Origin of the sequence: Bacillus sp. B1(2022) (assembly GCF_040259625.1) — a bacterium.
Taxonomy (GTDB): Bacteria; Bacillota; Bacilli; order Bacillales; family Bacillaceae; genus Bacillus; species Bacillus velezensis.
On sequence record NZ_JANIFO010000018.1, the window covers coordinates 1 to 23,127 of the forward strand.

A 23,127-nucleotide genomic window follows, 5' to 3' on the forward strand; every position below is an offset into this window, starting at 1 on the left:
TTCAGAGACAGCCCCTGTCTCCGCCTCACTTGTCAGAGCGGAAAGAGACACTTCAAGCGTTTCTCCGGAAAAACCGGAAACGGATAATCCCGGCTGTGCAAGCAGGAGACAAGCGCCGCTGTCATCGAGCATATAGCGCAGCCTGTCCTCAGGATACTCCGGGTCAAGCGGCACGTAGGCGCCGCCCGCTTTTAACACAGCAAGCACTGAAACCACCATCTCTGGCGAGCGTTCAGCGAGTACGCCGACCATGCTTTCTTTGCGGACGCCTTTTTGTCGGAGCCGAGCGGCGAGCCTGTCTGTGTACTGGTCAAGCTCGGCGTACGTCAGCATACCGCCCGGAAAACGAAGCGCCGGACGATGCGGCGAAAGCGCGGCACGGCGGGTAAACAGCCCGTGAAGCGTCGGGGCCGACGGTTCAGCCGTTTCTGTACGGTTAAACGCAGTTAACACCCGTTTCTTTTCATTTTCATCCGCCATATCAATATGCCGAATCAGCCGGTCTGGATTTCTAACGGCATTTTCAACGATCGTCAGCAAATGAGTTTGAATGCGTTTGATTGATTTTTCAGTAAATAAAGCGGATTGGTAATCAAAATTCAGCTCAATCAATCCCGTATCTGTCCGCTCCTTAATTAAAATGGACAGCTCATTTGCCGTATGCCCGCTGAAAAACATCGCCGTTTCATAATCGAAACCTTCTGCCTGACGCCACGCGAGAGGCTGATACTGCATCGAAATCCCGATGATATTTTGCAGGTCGTGATGAATCTGCCTTAATTCATTGACAAAAAGATTGTAAGGATATTTCTGGTGCCGCATAACAGACAGCTGCTCTTTTCCTACGCTGCGGACAAAGGACAGGAACTCCGCATCAGGATCTGCCGTCATTCTGATCGGCAGTGTGCTGACGAACATGCCGAGCATATCCTTTTCGAGCCTGGAGCCCCGGTTTCCGTAATAAGTGCCGATGGCAATATCCTTTTTAGCCGTCAGACGGCTGATGCATATGTATAACGAAGCCATAAACAGAGAGATGATGCTGATATTATTTTCTTTGCAAAAACGCCGGATAGATTGTTCTAAGGAGTGAGAAAGAGTGATAGTATCTCTGGAAGCCGCAGTGCTTTGTCTAAGATGAGAGGTTCGTTCCGCCAGTGAAAGGTGTTCCGGAACGGTTCGGTATGTTTCAGTCCAAAATGAACGGTCTTTTTGAAAACGGGAAGACTGTAAGTATTGCTGTTCTTTTTCCATGTAGCTGAGATAGGAAGGCCTGTGATGTTCAGCTAAATCCTCGCTCCGCATGATCTTTTGGTAGATATCAATGAGCTGGTTGCCGAGCAGGTTGAGCGAGATGCCGTCCATGATAATATGGTGAAATTTTGAATAAAGCCAAACTTCTTCGTCTGACATGACAAGCAGAGTAAAGTGATACAGAGGTGAATGAAACAGCTTGAACGGAACACGGGTCTGCGTGTCAATCCATGCGTCCCGCTCTGCCTGATCAGTATGAGTAAAATCAACAGTCTCTAGAGAAATCGGCCGATGCCCCGCCAGATACAGCTGGGGTTCTGATCCGTCCCCTTCTGTCAGTTGAAACCTGAGCGAATCATTTTGCGAGATAGAAAAATCCAAAGCATGGCGCAGTACGTCAAAATCGATGTCCCCCCTGAATTTGACGCATGCCGCGAGATTGCAGATACTTGTGCCCGGTTCGAGCAGCTCCGTAAACCACACTCTTCTTTGTGCGTGAGTTAAAGAATAAACAGTGTTCTCCAATGGAATCCCTCCGCTTCAATTTAAGAGGATAAGAAAGTGAAATAATTACAATTAAATTTCGACAGCATATGACTTAATCATCCATATAAGCATTATTTTAAAACATATTTTAGAAATCACAATAAAAAATTAAATTTTCTCTAACATTTTTTAGAATATAGTATATATTCCTCACTTCACTTCTTCATTTCTATAATCTTTATACCATGTAAAACGGTATGTATGCATACTATAAACTGGTTCTTAAACACTATAATAAGGAATAAAATGTATAATTAATTGCGCTTTTAAAAAGGTTTTCCTCCCGAAAAGAAGTTTTATGTTAAAAAATGAATAATCGGTGAACATGTAAGAAAGCGGTATGTAAAAAAAAAGGAAGGATATTGCCGATATTACTTTTTGAAAAGATTGATTCATAATCGCAATATAATGTTTTACAGACATCATAAAAAGCCGAATCCTCTAAGGATTCGGCCCTTCTTATTGATTTGCCAGCACGACTGCGATTTTGTCTTCAATGTCTTTTCCGTCATCTTCGTCAAGCAGCCCGTTTTGAAGCACGGAAAAAATAAGCGTATCTCCTGTTTTTGTGTCTGCATAGCCGGCAATCGAACTGACTGATGTTAGTGACCCGGTTTTCGCTTTAATTTTGCCTTCTGCCGGAGTATTCTTCAGCCGGTTCCGAAGGGTTCCTCCCGTCATTCTGTCGCTTGCACCGGCGACAGGGAGCGAACGAAGGAAAGCCGGGTACCACTTTTCTTTCTGAACCGCATACAAAAGCTCTCCGATTTGGCCGGCGGATACGCCGTTAATATGAGAAACGCCGGATCCGTCTCTTGCAATCAATTCATCCGGATTCAGCCCGAACGATTTGAGTTCCGATTTCATCACGTCCAAGCCCTTTTCCCAGCTGCCCTCCCCTTTTTTCACTTTTCCCATTTCCTTGATCAGAATTTCGGCGTGTCCGTTGTTGCTCAGTTTCATAAACGGGATCAATAATTCTGAAAGAGGCATGGATGTCCGTGATGTGACGAGCTGGGTGCGGTGCGGCATTCGCCCTGTTCTGATTTTCCCTTTTACAGTTATCCCCTGTTTAGTAAGCGCTTGTTTCCATAAATCTAAAGCATAGGACGACGGATCCCACACTGCCGCCCATTCTCTTGCCTGTGCCGAGCCGGCAGGTATGGTTCCCTTTATCGTAATCACATTGCCACCGTGCTCCCGTTCAACCGTCAAATCTTTCTTTTCATCAGAAGCGACGGTTTTCACTTCATTTTTCACACGAACGACGTCCGTATGGGGAGAAATCGAAATGCGCGGCTTTTTACCGGGCTGTTTCGCCGGGCTGATTTCCGCAATCACCGTTCCGGTATCATAATCCTCATTTGGTGAAGCGGTAAGAGCTGATACTTGCGCGCCATAATATTGGCCTTCATCACTCCACGGAAGATCAACTGAATACCTGGTATCGTCATACCACGAATCATCCCCGACCAGATCTCCTTTAATGACTTGGATGCCCCTGGCTTTGACCTGTTTAGCCATCTTCTCAAAATCAGAAGCCAATAGGGTCGGATCGCCTTTTCCCTTGAGATAAAGGTTTCCGCGCAGCTGTTTTCCTTTCACGGCGCCGTCTGCCCGTACTTCTGTCTTAAAGGTGTAATCTTCTCCGAGAACGGAAAGCGCCGCAGATGCCGTCAGCAGCTTCATCAGTGATGCAGGCCTCAGCCGCATATCTTCCCGGCTGCCGAACAGCACCTCCCCTGTTTTTGCTGACCGGACACTGACGCCCGCTGAAGCTCCCTTTAAAGCAGGTTCTTCATCCAGAATGTGTTCCAGCTCTTTTTGCAAAGTATTTTTTTGTTCAGCCGCCTTAGCCGCATCATCAATATAAGGAACTGCGGCAATGATCAAAAGCAGAATCACCGCGCTCAAGCGTTTCACATATGTTTTCAATGTTATCCCGCCTCTTTCCTATTCTTCGTCATGCAAAATGGTGATCCTGGATGACGCAGCCGCTTCTTCGCCCGGTTTCAGAATCTGAAGCCCTGTCAGTGATGCAGGCTGATTCAGATTAAATGCATCTGTAACGGAAGTATAAGGCTCAAGACTGACAAACCCCTGCTTTCCGTCACCGTTATATACCACCCAATGCTTGAAATACGTGTCTGCCTGATACAAAACGGATAATTTCTCATCCGGATGATAAATAACAGCTTCATTATTGCCGCCATTCCGTCCGGAAGAAAGAAAAACATCGTCAAACTGTTTATTTTTCAAAGACATCCCATGACGGAACGCTTCTTTATCAGGAACATCCAATAAACGGCCCGTCGGCACGAAACGTTCATTTAATTCCCACATGCGGTCAGCCGTCAAAAATAGACGGGATCGCTCTTCATTGAAAACAAAAGTTGAATGATAGCCGAGCCCCCAAGGAAAAGCCTCCGTTCCCTTGTTGATAATCAGCGCCCGCTGCGTAAACACATTGTCTTTTAATGTATAGGTCATCCGGACAACGACATCGTGCGGAAATTGTTTATGAACACGGGGAATCTTTGAAAGATCAATTTCTGTTTCGACTGTCATTCCATCCCCCTCTTCTTTTGCTGCCGCCGCTTTCCAATGCTGATTGTGAAGAAAGCCGTGAATATGATTATGTTTATCCTCTTCGTTTATCTCAAATTGATACGCGCGGCCGTCAAAACGAAACGTCCCGTCCGTAATCCGGTTCGGCGGGAATAAAACGGGAATGCCGTACAGCATCGGTTTTGCGCGGAATTGCTCCGCAGTTTCCGGTTCTCTCAGAAGCCGCATACCGGTTCTTTTATCCCGAAGCGATATGACATTTGATCCCCACTCCGGCACAATGATGCATTCAGCCTGATCAGTCTCCGCTTTTATGGCTGAAACCCCTAAATAAGTCGTATGTTCAATCGTCATAAGCACCTGCCCTTTCCTTGTTTTCTAGCATGTATAGGAATTCCATTTTCTAAACTCATTTTCCTTCTCTAAAAAAAACATCGCCCGTATGAACTGAGCGATGTGCGGTAAAACCTTATTGAATCAGCCGGGTAATCTGTTTTTTCTTCCATACAAACCGGTAATATCCGTATTGCAGCAGCAGGCTGACGACAAAAGCCGCCGGATAACCGACCCAAATGCCGAGAATGCCGAGATTCGTATAATGAGAAAGAATAAAGGCCACAGGCACTTCAATTCCCCAAATCGCAAAAATACTGATAATCGTCGGCCATAACACCGTACCGCTCGCCCGCATCGTTGCTGAAACGATCTGAGCGTGACCGAAAATCAAATAACTCCAAAGGGTAATCATAATCAGATTGCGGGCAATGTGGAGCGTGTCCTGATCTGTTAAAAACAAAGCAAGTATCTGCCGGGAGAAGGTATAAATCAGCACAATCAAAACCCCGCCGATCAAATAATTCAGGCCGATGCCGACTTTGATGACCTGTTTCAGCCGGCCGAATTGATTGGCGCCAATGGATTGGGCGGCAAAAATGGAAACGGCGATACCGAGGCTTACCGCCGGCATCTGCACATAACTCGCCACTTGGTTGACGACCCCGTAAGCAGCCGTCGCGTTTGATCCGTAATGATTGACAAATGAAATGACCGCAATTTCAGAAAGTGACACGAGAATCATATTGATGCTCGACGGAATACCGAGACGGAGTAAAAGCGCGAGCAGCTTTTTGTCCATTTTAAGAGAACGGAGCGCAGTCCGGTCAAATGCCAATGGATGTTTCCTTTTCCGCAAATAAACCATGAGTACGATAAATGTCACGATGTTTGAAATCACGGTTGCATACGCCGAACCGTAAATGCCGAACTTCGGAAGTCCGAAAAGCCCGAGAATCAATAAGGGCAAGAGCCCGATGTTTATGACTGTACTGACGATTAACGTATAAAACGGGGTCTTTGAATCTCCCGTTCCGCGTAAAAATGTCGTATACGCAAAATATAAAAACATCAGCGGCATTGCGCAAAACAAAATGCGCGCATATCGGACACTGACATCTATTACGTTTTCCGGCGTTCCCATCAGCCGCAGAATATCAAGCGTAAACATACTGCCGACAACTGCCAGGACAACACCGAGCATAAAGGTAAAAGTCAGTGTAGTGCCGACAATCGCCTTCATCCTCTCTTCGTTTTTCGCGCCGTAAGCCTGCCCGATCAGAATGGAACTTCCCGAACCGATTCCGATCGTAAAGGAGATCAGCAGAAAAAACAGCGGAAAAAAAGACGATACAGCGGCAAGCGCATCGACTCCGAGCCACCTTCCGACAAATACCATTCCGACCAATTGGCCGACAGATTGCAATACATTGCTTAAAAGCAGCGGCACTAAAAACAGTGACATCGATCGCCAGACTGACTGGCCGCGGCCTTCCGCTGTTTCTAAATGATCTTGTACTTCCATATGTAGGACTCCTTTTTTGATTTTCTTCCATTTTATTATTCAGCAGACAGCTTGTAAAAACCTTTTGTTCAATGAAACTCTTTATCTTTTTCTCACGTCTTACATGGAAATAAACCATAAAAATAAAAAGTCCGGAAAATATTTCTGAAAAGGTATTGTAATCTTACCGTAATTATTGTAACATTTGTAACATAAGAGAAAGAGATTGATTGAAGGAGAGATTATATCATGAAAAAATGGCTATTATTCCTCACTACTATTACATTGATTCTGTCATTGGGCACTGCGGCGACTGCAAAAAATGCACCTAATGACCTTACACAAAAACAAGCACTTCAGCTGGCCCTGTCAGCGAGAGAACATTTCTGGAATACAATGAGCGGCGGTGCGCTTAAATCAAACGCAAATTGCTCATCTGAACCGTTTGAATATCAAAATCTGCAATATGTATTTATGTGCAAAGACCTCGGAACAAAAGCGAAAGCCGTAAAATATCTGACACCCGCTTTTACAAAGCAAGCGATTGACAAAGGGCTCAAAGATTACCACTTCACTGTAAAAGACGGCAAATTGGCTGTTCCGGTCGGCGACGGAGATAACCTCCTGAATTGGAAAAAAGCAAAAATGACTCTTCTTTCTAAAAAAGGAAGCGTGCAAACATACCGCTTCACTGTACCGACTCTTGACGGTTCTCCGTCAGCAAAACGCGATGTAACATTCGTAAAAGAAAACAACGTTTGGAAAGTCAATCAATTTGATGCTGTCATATAAGAAAAAGCCCGCTTGCTTACAGCGGGCTTTTTTCACATCATTTCCACCAGGTTTTCACAAAATATTCAACTCAAAACCCCCTTGTATAACAAGGGGGTTTTTGTTTTACCGACATTATTAAGCTGCGCCTATCTCATACAAAAAACGCTCTAGGAGAGATTCGAACTCCCGACCTGCAGTTTAGGAAACTGCTGCACTATCCGCTGTGCTACTAGAGCCTGCTTCTATTATAGTAACGCTGGCGGCCGTTTTTTTCAAGTCTACAGCCCTCCGAACACTTTATAGGCGGCTCTCGTCGTATCTTCATCTATTCCGATATAACGCATTGTAATAGACGGAGAAGAATGATTCAAAATCCTCTGCAGTTCAGCAATGTCTTTTGTCCTCTGATAAAAATGATACCCGAACGTCTTTCTAAGCGTATGCGTCCCGATTTCCTCCAATCCGCAAGCGGCAGCCGCTTCCTTTAATATTCTGTATGCCTGAATCCGGGATATGGGCTTATTCGTCCGTTTCGATTTAAACAAATAGTCATCTTCTTTCATGTCTTTTGTATAAGCGTATATGTCGGCCTTTAAAGACTCCAGTATCAGAATTTTTCTTTTCTTTCTCGTTTTGCTTTCGGTTGCCCACACATGGTCTTTGTTCCTGACATCCCTCACGCGAAGCGGCAGAACATCTGAAATCCGCAGTGCGCTGTTCATGCCGAAAATAAATAAAAAATAATCACGATCACTTTTTTGCATTAAATACTCTTTGACTTCCTGTATCTTCTCTAAACTTCGGATCGGCTGTACGATATGCATCAAAAAACCCCTTATAATTGGCAATGTATCATATTGAGCATTATGTTACTATTATAGCCGAAACCCGTTGAATGATAAAGGATAAAGGGTCTTATGTAACATAATATACATAGTGTTACATAAGGTGAATCAGATACGCAGTTTCAATAAATTCCTCAAAAACATCATTTTCAGCCCGGTGACAAGCTTTTAAACAAATAGAGACTCAAGGCATTAAAAAATGAAAACAACGTCCTTAAAAAGAAATCTGAGCATCCGTTTTTTTGTGAGCAACCGAAAAAACTGCAAAAAAAAGACACAATATGAAATTGTGTCCTAATCTTCATCTTTTACATCAATGTCTTCAGGAAGCGGCTCATTTAAAAACTCTTGAATCATTTCCTTATATTTTTCCAGCTGTTCGAGATGGGTTTGAAATTGTTCCTTGTTGATTAAATATTGCTGTCCGTCATGGACGGCCCTTATTTTATTCGTCAAAACAAGATTGTGCACATATTCTTCAGGAAGACTGGTAAACTCAGCTGTCTCTTTGATCGTTAAATACATGGCTCACGTTCCTTTCATATGTCATGTGAGTGAATTCTGTTTTGTTCATTGTAGCTTATTTTTTGTCTTTATGCTTGTTTCACAGCTTTTTCAGTCCGGTTTCCCATTTAGCCTATTTGCGACTGATTACATTCACACAGAAACTCCGGCTTTTTGCGCACCGGACTATTCCGTTTGTCACTTGTGAAAACAGCACATTTTACTTACTCTATAATTGTAAGCGGAAAACAAAGGAGGCAGACTATGAAAAAGAAAAAGTTTATGAATCTCTGTTTTATCGTTCTGCTCAGTACGTTGCTCGCGGCCGGAAGCATCCCTTATCACGCTCAGGCTAAGAAACACCCGTTTTCCTATGACGACTACAAACAGGTAGATGTCGGCAAAGACGGCATGGTTGCCACCGCCCACCCTCTCGCTTCACAAATCGGTGCCGACGTGCTGAAAAAAGGCGGCAATGCAATTGACGCCGCGGTTGCCATTCAATTCGCATTAAACGTAACTGAACCTATGATGTCGGGAATCGGCGGCGGCGGATTTATGATGGTTTATGATGCGAAGACGAAAGACACCACCATTATCGACAGCCGGGAACGCGCACCGGCAGGCGCAACACCGGATATGTTCCTTGACGAAAACGGCAAAGCCATCCCTTTCTCCGAACGCGTTACGAAAGGGACTGCAGTCGGTGTTCCGGGAACATTAAAAGGACTTGAAAAAGCGCTCGACAAATGGGGCACACGCTCCATGAAACAACTCATCACCCCTTCCATTAAACTTGCCTCAAAAGGCTTTCCGATCGATTCGGTTTTAGCTGATGCCATCTCAGATTATAAAGACAAATTATCACACACTGCTGCAAAAGACGTGTTTCTTCCGGACGGAGAACCTCTGAAAGAAGGAGACACACTCATCCAAAAAGACTTAGCCAAAACATTTACAGCTATTAAGTACAAAGGCACAAAAGCATTCTATGACGGAGCATTCTCCAAAAAGCTTGCGGAAACAGTGCAGGAATTCGGCGGCTCAATGACAGAAAAAGATATTAAAAACTTCAATGTGACGATTGACGAACCGATCTGGGGAGATTACCAGGGCTATCATATCGCAACTGCTCCTCCTCCAAGCTCGGGCGGTGTTTTCCTGTTGCAAATGCTGAACCTCCTGGATGATTTTAAGCTTTCTCAATATGATATCCGTTCTTGGCAAAAATATCAGCTTCTCGCAGAAACGATGCATTTGGCTTATGCTGACCGCGCCGCATTTGCCGGGGATCCAGAATTCGTCAACGTCCCTCTCAAAGGCCTCTTGAATCCAGATTATATCAATGCCCGCAGACAGCTGATAAATATTGATAAAGTCAATAAAAAACCGAAAGCCGGCGACCCTTGGGCCTATCAGGAAGGTTCTGCAAACTATAAACAAGTGGAGCAGCCGACTGACAAACAAGAAGGCCAAACGACTCACTTCACGGTAACTGATCGCTTCGGCAATGTCGTATCTTATACGACAACGATTGAACAGCTGTTCGGTTCCGGCATTATGGTTCCCGGATACGGCGTTGTGTTGAATAATGAGTTAACAGACTTCGATGCGGTGCCTGGCGGCGCAAATGAAGTGCAGCCGAATAAACGTCCACTCAGCAGCATGACTCCGACTATTTTATTCAAAAATAACGAACCTGTCCTGACTGTCGGCTCCCCCGGCGGAGCAACGATTATTTCTTCCGTCCTGCAAACGATCCTGAACAAAGTTGAGTACGGCATGGATCTGAAAGCGGCGGTCGAAGAGCCGAGAATTTACACAAACAGCATGACATCCTATCGATATGAAAAAGGAGTGCCGGAAGAAGCCCGCACAAAACTGAACGAAATGGGGCATAAATTCGGCAGCAGCCCGGTTGATATCGGGAATGTGCAAAGCATCCTGATTGACCGTGAAAACGGCACCTTCACCGGAGTTGCCGACTCAAGCCGAAACGGAGCCGCAATCGGCGTAAACTTGAAAAAATGCGAAAAATGACAAGGTGAAAAGCCTCGTTTCTCAAGCTGAGAAACGAGGCTTTTGTTTATTCTGCACTGTATTCAGATGAGGTTTTTTCAGACGTTAATGACGCAAGCGAAAGCACACCGCACATCGCGATGACAACACCCGCTGATCCGATCCATGTCACTGATGCAAGAGACAGATGAGTGACAACAATGCCCCCGATGCCCGCCCCGGCCGCCATAGCCAGCTGCATCACAGACTGGTTGAGGCCAAGTAATACACCCGATGATTCAGGCTCCATCGTTGCCAAATGATACTGCTGAGCAGGCCCAGATGACCAGGCGGCGAAGGACCAAAACATAAGCACTGCCGCCGCTCCGAAAGCAGAATGTGTGACAAACGGCAATAACATGAGCATGATAGCATGAAGCGCCATTCCGCCGGTTAATGTCATACGCGCCCCCCATTTGTCTGCGCTGAAACCGCCTGCTTTAGAACCGGCAAGACTTGCAACACCGAAAATAAGCAGCAATGTACTCAGTATTCCGCTTCCGATATGAGTAACGTTCAGTAAATACGGAGAAAGGTACGTATACGTAACCGAATAGCCTCCGAGCCAAAAAAACGTAATGGCCAGCCCGACTGCCACCTTTCGTTTCTTCAAAAGAGAAAATTGCTGAATGAGCGGCACCGGTTTATCTCCTTTTATCTCAGGCAACGCGAAACGTATAATAAGCATGGCAATGATTCCGATTGCCGCAATTCCGGCAAAAACCACCTTCCAGCCAAAAGCTTCAGACACGGTTCTTCCGATCGGAACACCGATAATGAGCGCCGCCGTAAACCCCATAATGACGGTTGCGAGAGAACTTGCCTGTTTTCCCGGGGGAGCGATTTTTGCTGCGATCGTAAGCGCGGTGACCACCACAGTTCCTGCTCCAAGCGCCATGATCACCCGCGCTCCCGCAAATAAGCCGAATCCCTGCACAAGGAAAGAAATGATATTCCCGATAACAAACAGCCCCAGAGCATAGATCATGAGCTTCCTTCTGTCCAGTTTTGCTGTAAGGGCCATCATGACAGGCGTTCCGATTGCATAAACAAGTGAAAAAATCGTAATCAGCTGCCCTGCCGCTGCCACAGTAACTCCCAAGGAACCTGCAATTTTATCAAGCATCCCTGATATCACATATTCAGACGTCCCCACTAAAAAACTGATAATTGCCAAAATGTAAATCTTCCAGGTATTTTGCACCTGACACACTCCTTCATTGATGATTTATATAAAGATATATTGTGATATATCGATATAAAGAGTTGAACAAACAGAAACAAATCGCAATATGTCGATGTGTAGTCGGAAAAAGAAACTGAATCCCTCTTCTAAAGGATTCAGCCTACATTTCGCGCTGAAAATAATCGGCCATCGCCTTTATCGCGTCTTCATCTCTTTTATAATAGGTGTATTTGCCAATCCGTTTTGTTTGGATAAGGCCCGCCCGCTGAAGGATGGAAAGATATTGAGACGCCGTTGACTGTGTCATCTGAAGCTTATCGGTGATCTGGCTGACACATACTCCGATCTCATTCATATCAATGCCATCATGCGGGGCGAAGTGACGGTCCGGCTCTTTCAGCCATTGCAAAATCTCAAGCCGTGACTCATTAGACAACGCTTTAAAAACATCAATAGGTTTCATACGCTTTATTATATCGTGATTTTACGATATGTCAATATTGTTTTTATTAAATCTCTATTTTTTGTTTTGCCTCTCTTATGATCCGGGAAATAAAATCACTCACATTCTCTTCAAATGTGTCTTCCCGCCCGTATTGCCTTACATGTACAGATTGATGGCGGCACTCTCGATCTCCCACAACAGCAATATACGGTATTTTTTTCATTTGTGCTTCTCTGATTTTATAGCCGAGTTTTTCATCACGCTGATCAAGCTCAGCCCGGATACCCGCTTTCTTCATTTGCCAATGCACCTGTTCTGCGCAGTCCCGGTGTGCGGTGTTTGATACTGGGCTGATTTTTGCCTGTACCGGTGCAAGCCATAAAGGGAACGCTCCTGCGAAATGTTCTGTAATGATTCCGAGAAATCTGTCGAGAGATCCGAATACCGCCCGGTGAATGACAACAGGACGGACTTTTTGGTTTTTTTCATCAATATATGTTAAATCAAATTTCTCCGGCATTTGAAAATCCAGTTGGACAGTGGCGCATTGATGGCTCCGGTTCAGCGCATCTTTTATATGAATATCAATTTTCGGTCCGTAAAATGCACCATCTCCCCGATTAAACCGAAAACGATATCCCTGTTCTTTTAATACTTTTTCTAATGCGCTCTCAGCCCTGTCCCACAAGTGTTCGCTTCCCATGTAATCTTCCGGTCTTGTTGACAGCTCAATATCATAGGAAAAACCAAATGCGGTGTACACCTCGTGAATAAGCTGCAGCGCCGAAGCGATTTCACTCTCGATTTGATCCTGCGTTACAAAAATGTGTGCGTCATCCTGGCAAAAAGATCTGACGCGGAGCAGGCCATTAAGCGCCCCGCTGAATTCGTGACGGTGCACCTGACCGAACTCAGCCATCCGAATCGGAAGATCACGATAAGAACGAAGCTTTTCTTTAAATAAGAGCATGTGGCCGGGACAGTTCATCGGCTTTAACGCGAAGCGCTGATGATCGGCTTCCGAGAAATACATATTCTCTTTATAATGTTCCCAGTGACCGGATTGCTCCCAAAGACGCTGGTTCATCATCATAGGGGTGCGCACTTCGTGATAATGATAGGCATCCTGCTTCGAACGCAGAAATGATTCAAGCGTGTTTCGGATAAACTGACCGTTCGGCAGATAAAAAGGCATACCCGGCGCTTCTTCCGAAAACATAAAAAGTTGTAACTCCGCTCCCAATTTCCGATGATTTCTCATCTCCGCCTCTTTCAACAGCTGAAAATGTCTGTTCAGCTCCTTTTCTGAGGAAAATGCTTTTCCATAGATGCGCTGGAGCATTTTTTGGTTGCTGTCGCCGCGCCAATAAGCCCCTGATACATGAGTGAGCGAAAAAGCTTTTATCTGTCCGGCAGACGCCAAGTGCGGACCCCGGCATAAATCAATGAATTCGCTCTGGCGGTATATACTGATTGTATCAGTCTGCGGAATACCCGCTAAGAGCTCAAGCTTCAGCGGTTCATGAGCAAACAGCTGCTCTGCCTCTTCTCTGGAGATTTCTTCTCTGATAATTTCCGGATTTTCCGAAATGATTCGGTTCATCTCTTTTTCAATGACGGCCAGGTCTTTTTCAGTAATTGTTTCATCCATATCAAAATCATAATAAAAGCCATTTTCAATAACGGGTCCGATCCCTAAACAAACCTTCGGATACAGACGTTTTACCGCTTGCGCCAATACGTGTGCTGCTGTGTGTCTCATCACTTCCAGTCCCGCTTCAGACTGAAAACTGCACAGTTCAATCGCCGCGTCAATCTGAATGCTTCTTCTAAGGTCAAATAACGATCCGTTTATCTTTCCGGCGGCAGATGCCTTTTTCAGACTCGGACTGATTGATTGTGCGATCTCTTCTAACGTAACGCCTTTCCGGTATTTTTTTTGTTTCCCATCAGGAAAAGTAATCACAATGTGTGGCTCCTTCACGGTCTGATCTCTCCTTTATTTTTAATAAAATAAAAAACACACTCATCCCAAAGCTAGGGACGAGTGTGTGTCAGACCCGCGGTTCCACCCAAATTCCCGCCACTTTAAGTGACGGCTCATTTTTGCCGTAACGCGGCTATACGGTATCGGCTGCTTTCGTTCACCGATACAGCTCAAAAGGCGGTAAGCTCATTCTTCGTGCCGGGAAGGTCTCAGCCGTGCCCTCCCTCTCTGTATGGCCGGTTAAAATGTCTCATGTCCTTATCATTGCCATTTTTCTTATATAAACATAAAAACACACTCATCCCAAAAGAAGGGACGAGTGTGTGTCAGACCCGCGGTTCCACCCAAATTCCCGCCACTTCAAGTGACGGCTCATTTTTGCCGTAACGCGGCTATACGGTATCGGCTGCTTTCGTTCACCGATACAGCTCAAAAGGCGGTAAGCTCATTCTTCGTGCCGGGAAGGTCTCAGCCGTGCCTTCCCTCTCTGTATGGCCGGTTAAAATGTCTCATGTCCTTATCATTGCAGATACTTTATCCGAAAAACTTTCTTTTATTATACATAAATTTTCCGAAAAAGAAAGTTTTTTTAAGAAAAACCAGAACGAAAAAATTGGCGTACACAGCTGTCCTGTTTTCTCATCTTCCGTTCGGTAATGCTTTTAATCCATTCAGCAGTTCTTCAAACGCCGATGTCAAAAATAAATCACTCCGGTAGATGAATGATATATTCATATCCCGAAACTGTTCAGGAAGCTCATGAAGAAAAAGATTTTTCCTGTTTTGAAAATAACGGACGGCTGATGCAGGCAGAAAGGAACCCCCCATCCCCGCCTGCATCGCCCCAATAATGGCTTCCAACGTACCGAATTCAATGATTTTATGTGCGGGTACTGCTTCTTCTTTCAGTATGTTTTTTATTTTGCGGCGGTGCGAACAGCCCGCGGCAAAATACAGAATCGGCTCTCGCAACAAGTCTTGCAAACTGCCTTCCCGCTTATTTGAAGCCAAGACCAATTCTTCTTGAAATACAGCGACTTGTTCAAGATCTTCGTATTCGACCGGACCATAAACAAAAGCGCCGTCCAGCTCATAGTGTAAGACGCGCTGCACTAAGGTATGTGTATCACCGGTTGACAGAGACAGCTGTACTTTCGGGCAGCGGCTGCAATACTCCGTGAAAAATTGTGGGAGATGGACGGCTGCCGCCGTTTCAAGAGAACCGATTCGAAGCGGGCCGTTCGGATCGCCTGCTTCTTGCGCCGTTTTTTGCGCCTCATGCAGCAATTGAAGGATTCTGTCTGCGTCTTTCAATAAGTTTTCACCTGCAGGCGTCAGCGTCATCCCCCGATTTGTGCGGTAAAAAAGCTGTGTTTGCAATTGCCGTTCCAGCTGCTGAATCCTGTTTGTCACATTTGATTGAACATAATGCAGGCTTTCTGCCGCCTTTGAAATACTTCCTTTGCGGGCGACAGCCTGAAAAATCTTTAAGTCTCCGCTTTCCATGTAAGGGCACCTTCTTGCTATGATTTTTATTGATAGCGGGCTATCAATTTTCATTTATTTACTGCAGCTGATCCAGCCTGTAAAATCTTTCTCATCAATCATAAAGGAGAGAAGAATGATGAATGCCCTTATCATACACGAAAATGGCTTTGATTTCAGGCAGGCACCTGACAAAAGGCCGGGAAACGGCGAAGTAAAAATAAAGCTGAAAACAGCCGGATTAAACCATCGTGATTTGTTTTTAATGAAAAACCACGAAACCGGAAACCATGAATTTACTCTCGGTTCAGACGGCGCGGGAATCGTAACCGAAATAGGACAGGGCGTCCGGTCTCATTTACTGCATGCAGAAGTCATCATCAACCCGGTGCTGAATTGGAAGACTGTTGAGGACGTACCGGCCGTCCCTGACATTTTAGGCGGTCCGAGCGACGGAACATTTTCACCTTATGTCATCGTTCCTGAGGAAAATGCCGTTTTAAAACCCGAACACCTGACTTGGGAGGAAGCGGGCGTGCTGCCGTTATCAGCATTAACCGCTTATCGCGCCTTATTTACAAAAGGACAATTAAAAAAAGGCGAACATCTTATCCTTCCGGGCATCGGAAGCGGCGTGGCAACTTACGCCTTATTAATGGCAAAAGCTATCGGAGCGACAGTCAGCGTCACCTCCCGCAGTGAAAACAAAAAACACACCGCACTGTCATACGGTGCAGACCGGGCGATTGACAGCTACGGTGACTGGAATGAGGCGCTGAATGGCGAAAAAGCAGATATCATACTTGACGGTGTAGGCCCCGCCTTGTTTCAACACTATCTTGACATTATGAAACCGAATGGCCGGATCGTAACATTCGGCGCCAGTTCAGGCGATCAGCTCGGATTTCCTATTCGCTCGCTGTTTTTTCCGCAGATTCATATTCTCGGTACATCAATGGGAAGCAATGAGGAATTTGCGGATATGCTGGAATTGGTAAACCGCTGCGGCATCCGTCCCATTATCGACCGCATGTACCCTCTCAGTGAAGCAGCTGCCGCTTTTAACAGAATGCGGGAAGGACGGCAGTTCGGCAATATCGGCTTTCGTTTGGATGTCTAAAAAAGAGGAGCGGACGCGTCCGTTCCTTATTTGTTTATAAGCGTTTCCGCTTGAAATTCAATATGTTTTTCTTCATCAATTAAAATCTGCCCGCAAATCGACTGCAGACACACAGAGCCCGTCAGCAGAACCGTGATCAACTGCTCAAGGCTTGCAAATCGTCTCAGTCTGCGGAAGAAAACAATCTCTCCACTCTGTAAAACAAAATTCCATATATTATCTTCCACGTTACCTTTATATGACCAATAAAGGAAGAAGGAGGTTTCATTTCAATACGAAAAACCGGCTGATCCCAGCCGGTTTTATAAATAAACCCCTTTATTTACGGTAAAACAGTGCTCCCCATTAAATAACTGTCGACTTCGCGCGCTGCTTCCCGGCCTTCATTAATCGCCCATACAATCAGGCTTTGGCCCCTTCTCGCATCCCCTGCGGCGAAAACACCGTCAACATTCGTTTTATAATCCCCATATGCCGCCTGAATTTTATGATTTGCCGAATCGACACCGAACTGTTTCAATAATGGCTGTTCCGTCCCTTCAAAACCGATGGCGATGAACACCAGCTGAGCAGGCCATACTTTTTCTGTCCCGGGCAGTTCATGAAATTCATACTTTCCGAATTCGTTTCTGACTTTTTCCATTTGAATGGTGTGAATCTCTTGTAAGCGGCCCTGCTTATCGGCCACCATTTTTGTCGTCTGAATTGAATATTCTCTCGGGTCTTTGCCGAACTTTGCCTGCGCTTCTTCATAGGCGTATTCAAGGGTAAAGACGTGCGGCTGTTCAGGCCACATATTGTCGTTCGTGCGCGTTTGAGGAAGTTTAGGATGTTTCCCGAACTGGTGCACGCTGCGCGCTTTTTGGCGCAGCGCGGTTGCCACGCAGTCAGCTCCTGTGTCTCCTCCGCCGATTACGATGACGTCTTTCCCTTTAGCGTCTATATATTGTTTGTCTTTAAAGTTGGAATCTAAATAGCTTTTCGTCGCCAGTGTTAAATAGTCCATCGCATAATGGACGCCTTTTGCTTCCCGGCCTTCAATCAGCAGATTGCGCTGCTTTTGGGCGCCTGTGCACAAAATGACGGCATCAAATTGATCTTTCAGCTCATCTGCCGTTATGTCAACGCCGATTTCGGTATTTGTTACAAAATCTATACCTTCCTGCGTCAAAAGTTTAATACGGCGTTCGACGACACTTTTCTCAAGCTTCATGCTCGGAATGCCGTACATCAGCAGACCGCCGGCTCTGTCGGCACGCTCATAGACCGTTACGGAATGACCGGCTTGGTTCAGCTGATCAGCGCTTGCCAGACCTGCCGGGCCTGAACCGACGACAGCGACTTTTTTACCTGTGCGTTTCGCTGGAATTCTCGGCTGAATCCATCCGTTCTCAAAACCTTTGTCAATGATCGTCCGCTCGATGTTTTTAATTGAAACAGCCGGATCTGAAATAGCCAGCGTACAAGATCCTTCACAAGGAGCGGGACAGACCCGCCCTGTGAATTCAGGAAAGTTATTCGTTTTCAGAAGGCGCTCCAAGGCTTCTTTCCAGCGCCCCCGATAGACGAGGTCATTCCACTCCGGTATCAGATTATAAATCGGGCAGCCGGACGTAAAACCGTTGATATCAGCGCCGATTTGGCAAAACGGTGTGCCGCAATCCATACACCGCGCCCCCTGCCGCTTTGACGCTTCATCTGAAAATGGAGCCGAATACTCTTTCCAATCCTTTAAGCGAGTGAGAGGGTCCCGCTCAGCCGGTTTTTCTCGTTTTTCTTCCATGAATCCAGTTGGTTTCCCCATGTTCCTCTCCCCTTTCTTACTGTACTACCGCTTGTTTATGGTCTTTGGCAGGCGTTTGGTGAACCTTTGTATTGGCTTCAAAAGCATACATAATTGCGTCTTCTTCTGATAAACCCGCCGCTTTTTGTTCTTCGATGCTGAGGAGCATTTGTTTATAGTTTTTCGGAATGACTTTGATAAAGGTTTCTGCGGCTTTTTCCCAATTGTCCAGGAGATCTGCGGCTTTTTTGCTGTTTGTCAGCGCCGCATGCCGTTTGACCATTTCTTGCACTTCTTTGATCTCCGCCTCATCCGTCAGCTTTTCAAATGAAATCATTTCCATGTTGCATTTGCGTTTAAATGCTTTGGCATCATCACTCAGGACGTATGCGATACCGCCTGACATTCCCGCCCCGAAGTTTTTGCCGACTTCGCCGAGGACAACAACCCGGCCGCCTGTCATGTATTCACAGCCGTGGTCTCCGATACCTTCTACAACGACATTGACTCCGCTGTTACGGACTGCAAAACGTTCACCTGCGCGCCCGTTAATGTACGCTTCCCCGCTTGTTGCTCCGTAAAATGCGACGTTCCCGATAATAACGTTATCGTGTGTTTCACAATTGAAGGCATCAGGCGCTTTCACGATGATTTTTCCGCCTGAAAGCCCTTTGCCTACGTAGTCATTTGAATCCCCGTTCAAATGAAGCGTCATCCCCTTAGGGACAAATGCTCCGAAACTCTGTCCGGCTGATCCGGTAAAATGAAGTCTGATCGTATCATCCGGCAGGCCTTCCGCTCCGTAGCGTTTAGAAATTTCACTTCCCGTCACGGTTCCGGCTACGCGATTTGTATTATTGATCTTGATTTCAGCTTCCGCTTCCTGACCGGCTTCAATTGCAGCCTGCACCGCCGGAAGAATAACCGTCATATCAAGCGACTCGTCGATTTTATGGTTTTGCGCCGTACGGAAAGTGCGTACGCCTTCAGGCTGGTACAGCAGTGTGGATAAATCAAGCTGGCCCGCTTTCCAATGCGCTTTCGCACGTTCGCTGACATGAAGAACGTCCGTGCGTCCGATCATTTCATCAAGCGTCTTAAAGCCTAACTGCGCCATATATTCACGCACTTCTTCTGCGACAAACAGCATGTAATTTACGATATGGTCAGGATCGCCCATGAATTTTTTGCGAAGCTCCGGGTTTTGCGTCGCGACACCAACAGGACATGTATCTAAATGGCAGGCGCGCATCATGACGCAGCCGAGAACGACAAGCGGCGCTGTAGCAAAGCCGAATTCCTCCGCACCGAGCAAGGCGGCCATTACGACATCCCGGCCTGTCATCAGCTTACCGTCCGTTTCCAATACCACGCGATCCCGTAAACCGTTCAGCATCAGCGTTTGGTGAGCTTCTGCAAGACCAAGCTCCCACGGAAGACCCGTATGTTTAATACTTGTTTTCGGCGACGCGCCCGTTCCGCCATCGTAGCCGCTGATGACGATGACATCCGCAGTGCCTTTTGCCACACCGGCCGCAATCGTGCCGACGCCGGCTTTTGACACGAGCTTGACGCTGATTCGCGCGCTTCGATTTGCATTTTTCAAATCATGAATCAGCTGCGCCAAATCTTCAATTGAATAAATATCATGGTGAGGAGGCGGTGAGATCAGCCCTACACCTGGTGTAGAACCGCGGACATCCGCGACCCAAGGATATACCTTGTTGCCCGGAAGCTGACCGCCTTCTCCCGGCTTCGCCCCTTGCGCCATTTTGATCTGCAATTCATCCGCATTGACGAGATAATGGCTCTTTACGCCGAAACGGCCGGAAGCAATCTGTTTAATCGCACTTCTTCTGTCGTCGCCATTTTCATCCGGAACGAAACGTTTCGGGTCCTCGCCGCCTTCTCCGCTGTTGCTTTTTCCGCCAAGTCTGTTCATCGCTATCGCTAAAGCCTCATGGGCTTCCTTGCTTAATGAACCGAATGACATCGCTCCTGTTTTAAAACGTTTCACGATGGAAGCAGCTGATTCAACTTCCTCTAATTTTAAAGGCTTGCGGTCTTCTTTGAAGGCGAACAGATTGCGTAAAAATCCGATTCGTTCTTCATCCGCTGCATGAGAATACTGCTTAAACAGGCTGTAATCATTTTTGCGGCAGGCCCATTGCAGCGTATGGATGGTTTTCGGGTTGAAAGCGTGGTGCTCTCCTCCGTTCCGCCATTGGAATTCACTTCCCGGATCAAGGGTTTGGCTGTAATCATCCTTGTACGCCGCTTGATGGCGCTGTTTCGCTTCTTGCGCAATCGTCTCGATATCGATTCCGCCAAGCTGAGATGCAGTACCGGTAAAGTATTTAGCGATAACGTCTTCACCGATGCCGACCGCTTCAAAAATTTGGGCGCCCCTGTAACTTTGCACAGTTGAAATCCCCATTTTTGACATCACTTTCACGACGCCTTCTGTTACGCTCTTTCCGTATTTGCTGACAGCTTCTTCATACGGAATATCAAGCCGGCCTTCATCGATTTCCTGCTTGTACGTAGCGTAAGTCAAATACGGATTGACAGCATCGGCACCATATCCGATGAGAGCCGCAAAGTGATGAACTTCACGCGCTTCTCCGGATTCAACGATAATGCTTGCTTTTGTTCGCAGACCTTGGCGGATCAAATGCTGATGCAGCGCACTGACGGCCAAAAGCGGCGGAATCGGTGTCAACTCTTTACTCATTGCCCTGTCAGATAAAATTAACAGAGATACGCCTTCCTTGATCGCTTTTTCCGCCTGCTGAAACAAATCCTTCAGGCCTTTTTCTAGGTCATCGGAAAACAGCGTGCGGATGTTCTGGCTCTTAATGTCAGGATGCACAAGTGTTTTCAGCGCATAAAACTGTTCGTTTGATAATACAGGAGTATAAAGCTTTATGCGGCGTGCATTTCTTTCACTCGGATGCAGCAGATCACCTTCAGCTCCAAGCCAGGTCACCGTAGAAGTTACCAGCTGCTCGCGGATCGCATCAATCGGCGGGTTTGTGACTTGCGCAAACAGCTGTTTAAAGTAATGAAACAGTGATTGGGCGCGGTCGGATAAAACGGCGAGCGGCGAATCATTTCCCATAGAGCCGAGCGGGTCCTTGCCTTCTTTAATAACAGGGATTAAATATTTCTGAATATCTTCATACGTATAGCCAAACGCTTTTTGACGGACGAGAAGATCATCGAATTGTTCCTCTTCCCGGATTTCCGGGTCAGGATTCACTTGAACCAATTCTTCTTCAAGCCATTTTTGATAAGGGAATTCATTGGCAATTTCTGTTTTCACTTCTTCATCTGAAATAATCCGGCCTTCTTCTAAGTCAATGAGCAGCATTTTTCCGGGCTCCAGACGTTTTTTATGAAGAATGGTCTCCTGCTCTACTTCAATAACGCCGACCTCAGATGAGAAAATAATATGGTCATCTTTTGTCACATAGTAACGTGCCGGACGCAAGCCGTTACGGTCAAGGATGGCGCCGATCTGTTTTCCGTCCGTAAACGAAATGGCGGTCGGCCCGTCCCACGGCTCCATTAAAGAGCTGTGATATTCATAAAAAGCCCGTTTCGCTTTAGACATGTGAGTGTTTTCCGTCCATGGTTCCGGAATCAGCATCATTGCCGTATGTGCCGGTTTCCGCCCTGCCATCACGAAAAATTCAAACGCATTATCAAGAATGGATGAGTCACTGCCCTCAGCATTTAGAATCGGCAGCACTTTGTGAAGATCGTCTCCGAAGCTTTCTGAAACGAACTGCTGCTCCCTCGCTCTCATCCAATTGATATTGCCCCGGAGCGTATTGATTTCTCCGTTATGAATCAGATAGCGGTTCGGATGGGCACGTTCCCAAGTAGGAAAGGTATTTGTGCTGAACCTTGAATGCACGAGTGAAAATGCAGATACGAAGGTTTCATCCTGCAAATCCAAATAAAAAGCGTCAACCTGCTCAGGCGTTAACAACCCTTTATAAACAATAGTCTGGCTTGACAGGCTTGCGAAGTAAAAATCAAGCTGTTCTTGAACGCCCCAATTTTCCGCCTGCTTCCGGATGACATACAGTTTGCGTTCAAAAGCAAGGCTGTCTTTCAAATCGTTTGCGGCGCCGATGAATACTTGACGCACATACGGGCAAGTGCTTTGTGCCACTGTTCCGATTTTTCCGACATTTACAGGAACGGTTCTCCAGCCGAGAACGATCTGTCCTTCCTGCTCAATGAATGCATTCACCTGTTTTTCGATCTTTTTTCTTTCCTCTTCATTTTGCGAGAAAAAGACCATTCCTACCCCGTAACGGCCTTTTTCCGGCAGTCTCATTTCTCCGCACTCTTTCTTAAAAAAAGCATCAGGGATCTGAACCATCAGGCCGGCGCCGTCACCCGTATTCGGATCACTGCCCTGTCCTCCTCTGTGATCCAGCTGGCAAAGCATCTTCAGTCCTTTTTTGACAATGTCATGTGAAGGTTTCCCTTTTAAATGGGCATACAAGCCGATTCCGCATGCATCGTGCTCAAATTCCGGACGGTAGAGACCTTGTGCTTTCGGCATTTGATTGTAAGTCATAATTCCTCTCCCCCGATCAGTTTCCGTTAATTATCGGTCATAAAATCTGACAACTTTAAATTAATTGTAAGTTTTCAAAACAATATAAACAATATATAATTTAGATCAAATACATCTCAAAATGAGATAGATAGGTGT

Annotated in this window: 15 protein-coding genes, 1 tRNA gene and 1 other annotated feature; of the genes, 3 read left to right on the forward strand and 13 right to left on the reverse strand. The window is 46.1% G+C overall.

Annotated features, from left to right (window positions below; all coding sequences use genetic code 11):
* The 4 genes from NQS30_RS20785 to NQS30_RS20800 form a co-directional block, all read right to left on the reverse strand.
* Positions 1-1,779: condensation domain-containing protein (locus tag NQS30_RS20785; protein WP_350322344.1), on the reverse strand; the 1,779-nt coding region annotated here is incomplete at its 3' end.
* Positions 1,780-2,259: 480 nt separating this feature from the next.
* Positions 2,260-3,735 carry a D-alanyl-D-alanine carboxypeptidase/D-alanyl-D-alanine endopeptidase gene (dacB, locus tag NQS30_RS20790; RefSeq protein ID WP_069007532.1) on the reverse strand — a complete coding sequence of 492 codons (1,476 nt, stop codon included), beginning with the start codon at positions 3,733-3,735 and terminating at the stop codon, positions 2,260-2,262.
* Between the two features lie 18 nt (positions 3,736-3,753).
* Positions 3,754-4,722: an aldose 1-epimerase gene (locus NQS30_RS20795; RefSeq protein ID WP_218791221.1), complete on the reverse strand. Its 969-nt coding sequence runs from the start codon at positions 4,720-4,722 to the stop codon at positions 3,754-3,756.
* Positions 4,723-4,837: 115 nt separating this feature from the next.
* Positions 4,838-6,226: an MATE family efflux transporter gene (locus NQS30_RS20800; protein WP_076425181.1), complete on the reverse strand. Its 1,389-nt coding sequence runs from the start codon at positions 6,224-6,226 to the stop codon at positions 4,838-4,840.
* 228 nt (positions 6,227-6,454) lie between these two features.
* On the opposite strand from NQS30_RS20800, the gene NQS30_RS20805 reads away from it, so the two are divergent.
* On the forward strand, positions 6,455-6,997 hold the full coding sequence (locus tag NQS30_RS20805) for an IseA DL-endopeptidase inhibitor family protein (RefSeq protein WP_076425183.1): 543 nt from the start codon (positions 6,455-6,457) through the stop codon (positions 6,995-6,997).
* Between the two features lie 145 nt (positions 6,998-7,142).
* Here the strand turns inward: NQS30_RS20805 and NQS30_RS20810 are convergent.
* From NQS30_RS20810 to NQS30_RS20820, 3 genes are all read right to left on the reverse strand, one after another.
* Positions 7,143-7,215: transfer RNA gene (locus NQS30_RS20810), tRNA-Arg, on the reverse strand.
* A 42-nt stretch (positions 7,216-7,257) separates the two neighbouring features.
* Positions 7,258-7,803, reverse strand: coding sequence for a site-specific integrase (locus tag NQS30_RS20815; RefSeq protein ID WP_007407359.1), 546 nt, complete (start codon positions 7,801-7,803; stop codon positions 7,258-7,260).
* Between the two features lie 315 nt (positions 7,804-8,118).
* Positions 8,119-8,349, reverse strand: a complete 231-nt coding sequence (locus tag NQS30_RS20820) for an excisionase family DNA-binding protein (RefSeq protein WP_003153848.1) — start codon at positions 8,347-8,349, stop codon at positions 8,119-8,121.
* 243 nt (positions 8,350-8,592) lie between these two features.
* Between NQS30_RS20820 and ggt the strand changes: the two genes are divergently transcribed.
* The gene (ggt, locus tag NQS30_RS20825) at positions 8,593-10,368 is read left to right on the forward strand and encodes a gamma-glutamyltransferase (RefSeq protein WP_015239979.1); all 1,776 of its coding nucleotides are present in this window, start codon (positions 8,593-8,595) and stop codon (positions 10,366-10,368) included.
* A gap of 46 nt (positions 10,369-10,414) precedes the next feature.
* On the opposite strand, the gene NQS30_RS20830 is transcribed toward ggt, so the two are convergent.
* The 4 genes from NQS30_RS20830 to NQS30_RS20845 form a co-directional block, all read right to left on the reverse strand.
* A complete protein-coding gene (locus NQS30_RS20830; RefSeq protein ID WP_015239980.1) occupies positions 10,415-11,590 on the reverse strand; it encodes an MFS transporter in 1,176 nt (391 codons plus the stop codon).
* Between the two features lie 142 nt (positions 11,591-11,732).
* Positions 11,733-12,035, reverse strand: coding sequence for an ArsR/SmtB family transcription factor (locus tag NQS30_RS20835; protein WP_003153841.1), 303 nt, complete (start codon positions 12,033-12,035; stop codon positions 11,733-11,735).
* Between the two features lie 46 nt (positions 12,036-12,081).
* Positions 12,082-14,001 (reverse strand): threonine--tRNA ligase, encoded by a 1,920-nt coding sequence (gene thrS / locus NQS30_RS20840; RefSeq protein ID WP_218791222.1) that lies wholly within the window; start codon positions 13,999-14,001, stop codon positions 12,082-12,084.
* 52 nt (positions 14,002-14,053) lie between these two features.
* Positions 14,054-14,278 (reverse strand) — a binding site (T-box leader).
* A gap of 365 nt (positions 14,279-14,643) precedes the next feature.
* Complete coding sequence (locus tag NQS30_RS20845) at positions 14,644-15,510, reverse strand: LysR family transcriptional regulator (RefSeq protein WP_218791223.1); 867 nt, start codon at positions 15,508-15,510, stop codon at positions 14,644-14,646.
* Positions 15,511-15,628: 118 nt separating this feature from the next.
* Here NQS30_RS20845 and NQS30_RS20850 point away from each other — a divergent pair, with 118 nt between their 5' ends.
* Positions 15,629-16,609 (forward strand): zinc-binding dehydrogenase, encoded by a 981-nt coding sequence (locus tag NQS30_RS20850; protein WP_160223390.1) that lies wholly within the window; start codon positions 15,629-15,631, stop codon positions 16,607-16,609.
* Positions 16,610-16,931: 322 nt separating this feature from the next.
* On the opposite strand, the gene gltD is transcribed toward NQS30_RS20850, so the two are convergent.
* Both gltD and gltB read right to left on the reverse strand, forming a co-directional pair.
* The gene (gene gltD / locus NQS30_RS20855) at positions 16,932-18,413 is read right to left on the reverse strand and encodes a glutamate synthase small subunit (RefSeq protein WP_012117713.1); all 1,482 of its coding nucleotides are present in this window, start codon (positions 18,411-18,413) and stop codon (positions 16,932-16,934) included.
* Between the two features lie 16 nt (positions 18,414-18,429).
* Entirely contained in the window at positions 18,430-22,989 is a 4,560-nt protein-coding gene (gltB, locus tag NQS30_RS20860) for a glutamate synthase large subunit (protein WP_218791224.1), read from the reverse strand.
* Positions 22,990-23,127 lie beyond the last annotated feature (138 nt).

What these genes read in the sequence shown, in the direction of transcription:
- NQS30_RS20795 (WP_218791221.1), bottom strand. Translation starts at nt 4,722, where the DNA reads ATGACGATTGAACATACGACTTATTTAGGGGTTTCAGCCATAAAAGCG.
- NQS30_RS20800 (WP_076425181.1), bottom strand. Translation starts at nt 6,226, where the DNA reads ATGGAAGTACAAGATCATTTAGAAACAGCGGAAGGCCGCGGCCAGTCA.
- NQS30_RS20805 (WP_076425183.1), top strand. Translation starts at nt 6,455, where the DNA reads ATGAAAAAATGGCTATTATTCCTCACTACTATTACATTGATTCTGTCA.
- NQS30_RS20815 (WP_007407359.1), bottom strand. Translation starts at nt 7,803, where the DNA reads ATGCATATCGTACAGCCGATCCGAAGTTTAGAGAAGATACAGGAAGTC.
- NQS30_RS20820 (WP_003153848.1), bottom strand. Translation starts at nt 8,349, where the DNA reads ATGTATTTAACGATCAAAGAGACAGCTGAGTTTACCAGTCTTCCTGAA.
- ggt (WP_015239979.1), top strand. Translation starts at nt 8,593, where the DNA reads ATGAAAAAGAAAAAGTTTATGAATCTCTGTTTTATCGTTCTGCTCAGT.
- NQS30_RS20835 (WP_003153841.1), bottom strand. Translation starts at nt 12,035, where the DNA reads ATGAAACCTATTGATGTTTTTAAAGCGTTGTCTAATGAGTCACGGCTT.
- NQS30_RS20845 (WP_218791223.1), bottom strand. Translation starts at nt 15,510, where the DNA reads ATGGAAAGCGGAGACTTAAAGATTTTTCAGGCTGTCGCCCGCAAAGGA.
- NQS30_RS20850 (WP_160223390.1), top strand. Translation starts at nt 15,629, where the DNA reads ATGAATGCCCTTATCATACACGAAAATGGCTTTGATTTCAGGCAGGCA.
- gltD (WP_012117713.1), bottom strand. Translation starts at nt 18,413, where the DNA reads ATGGGGAAACCAACTGGATTCATGGAAGAAAAACGAGAAAAACCGGCT.
- gltB (WP_218791224.1), bottom strand. Translation starts at nt 22,989, where the DNA reads ATGACTTACAATCAAATGCCGAAAGCACAAGGTCTCTACCGTCCGGAA.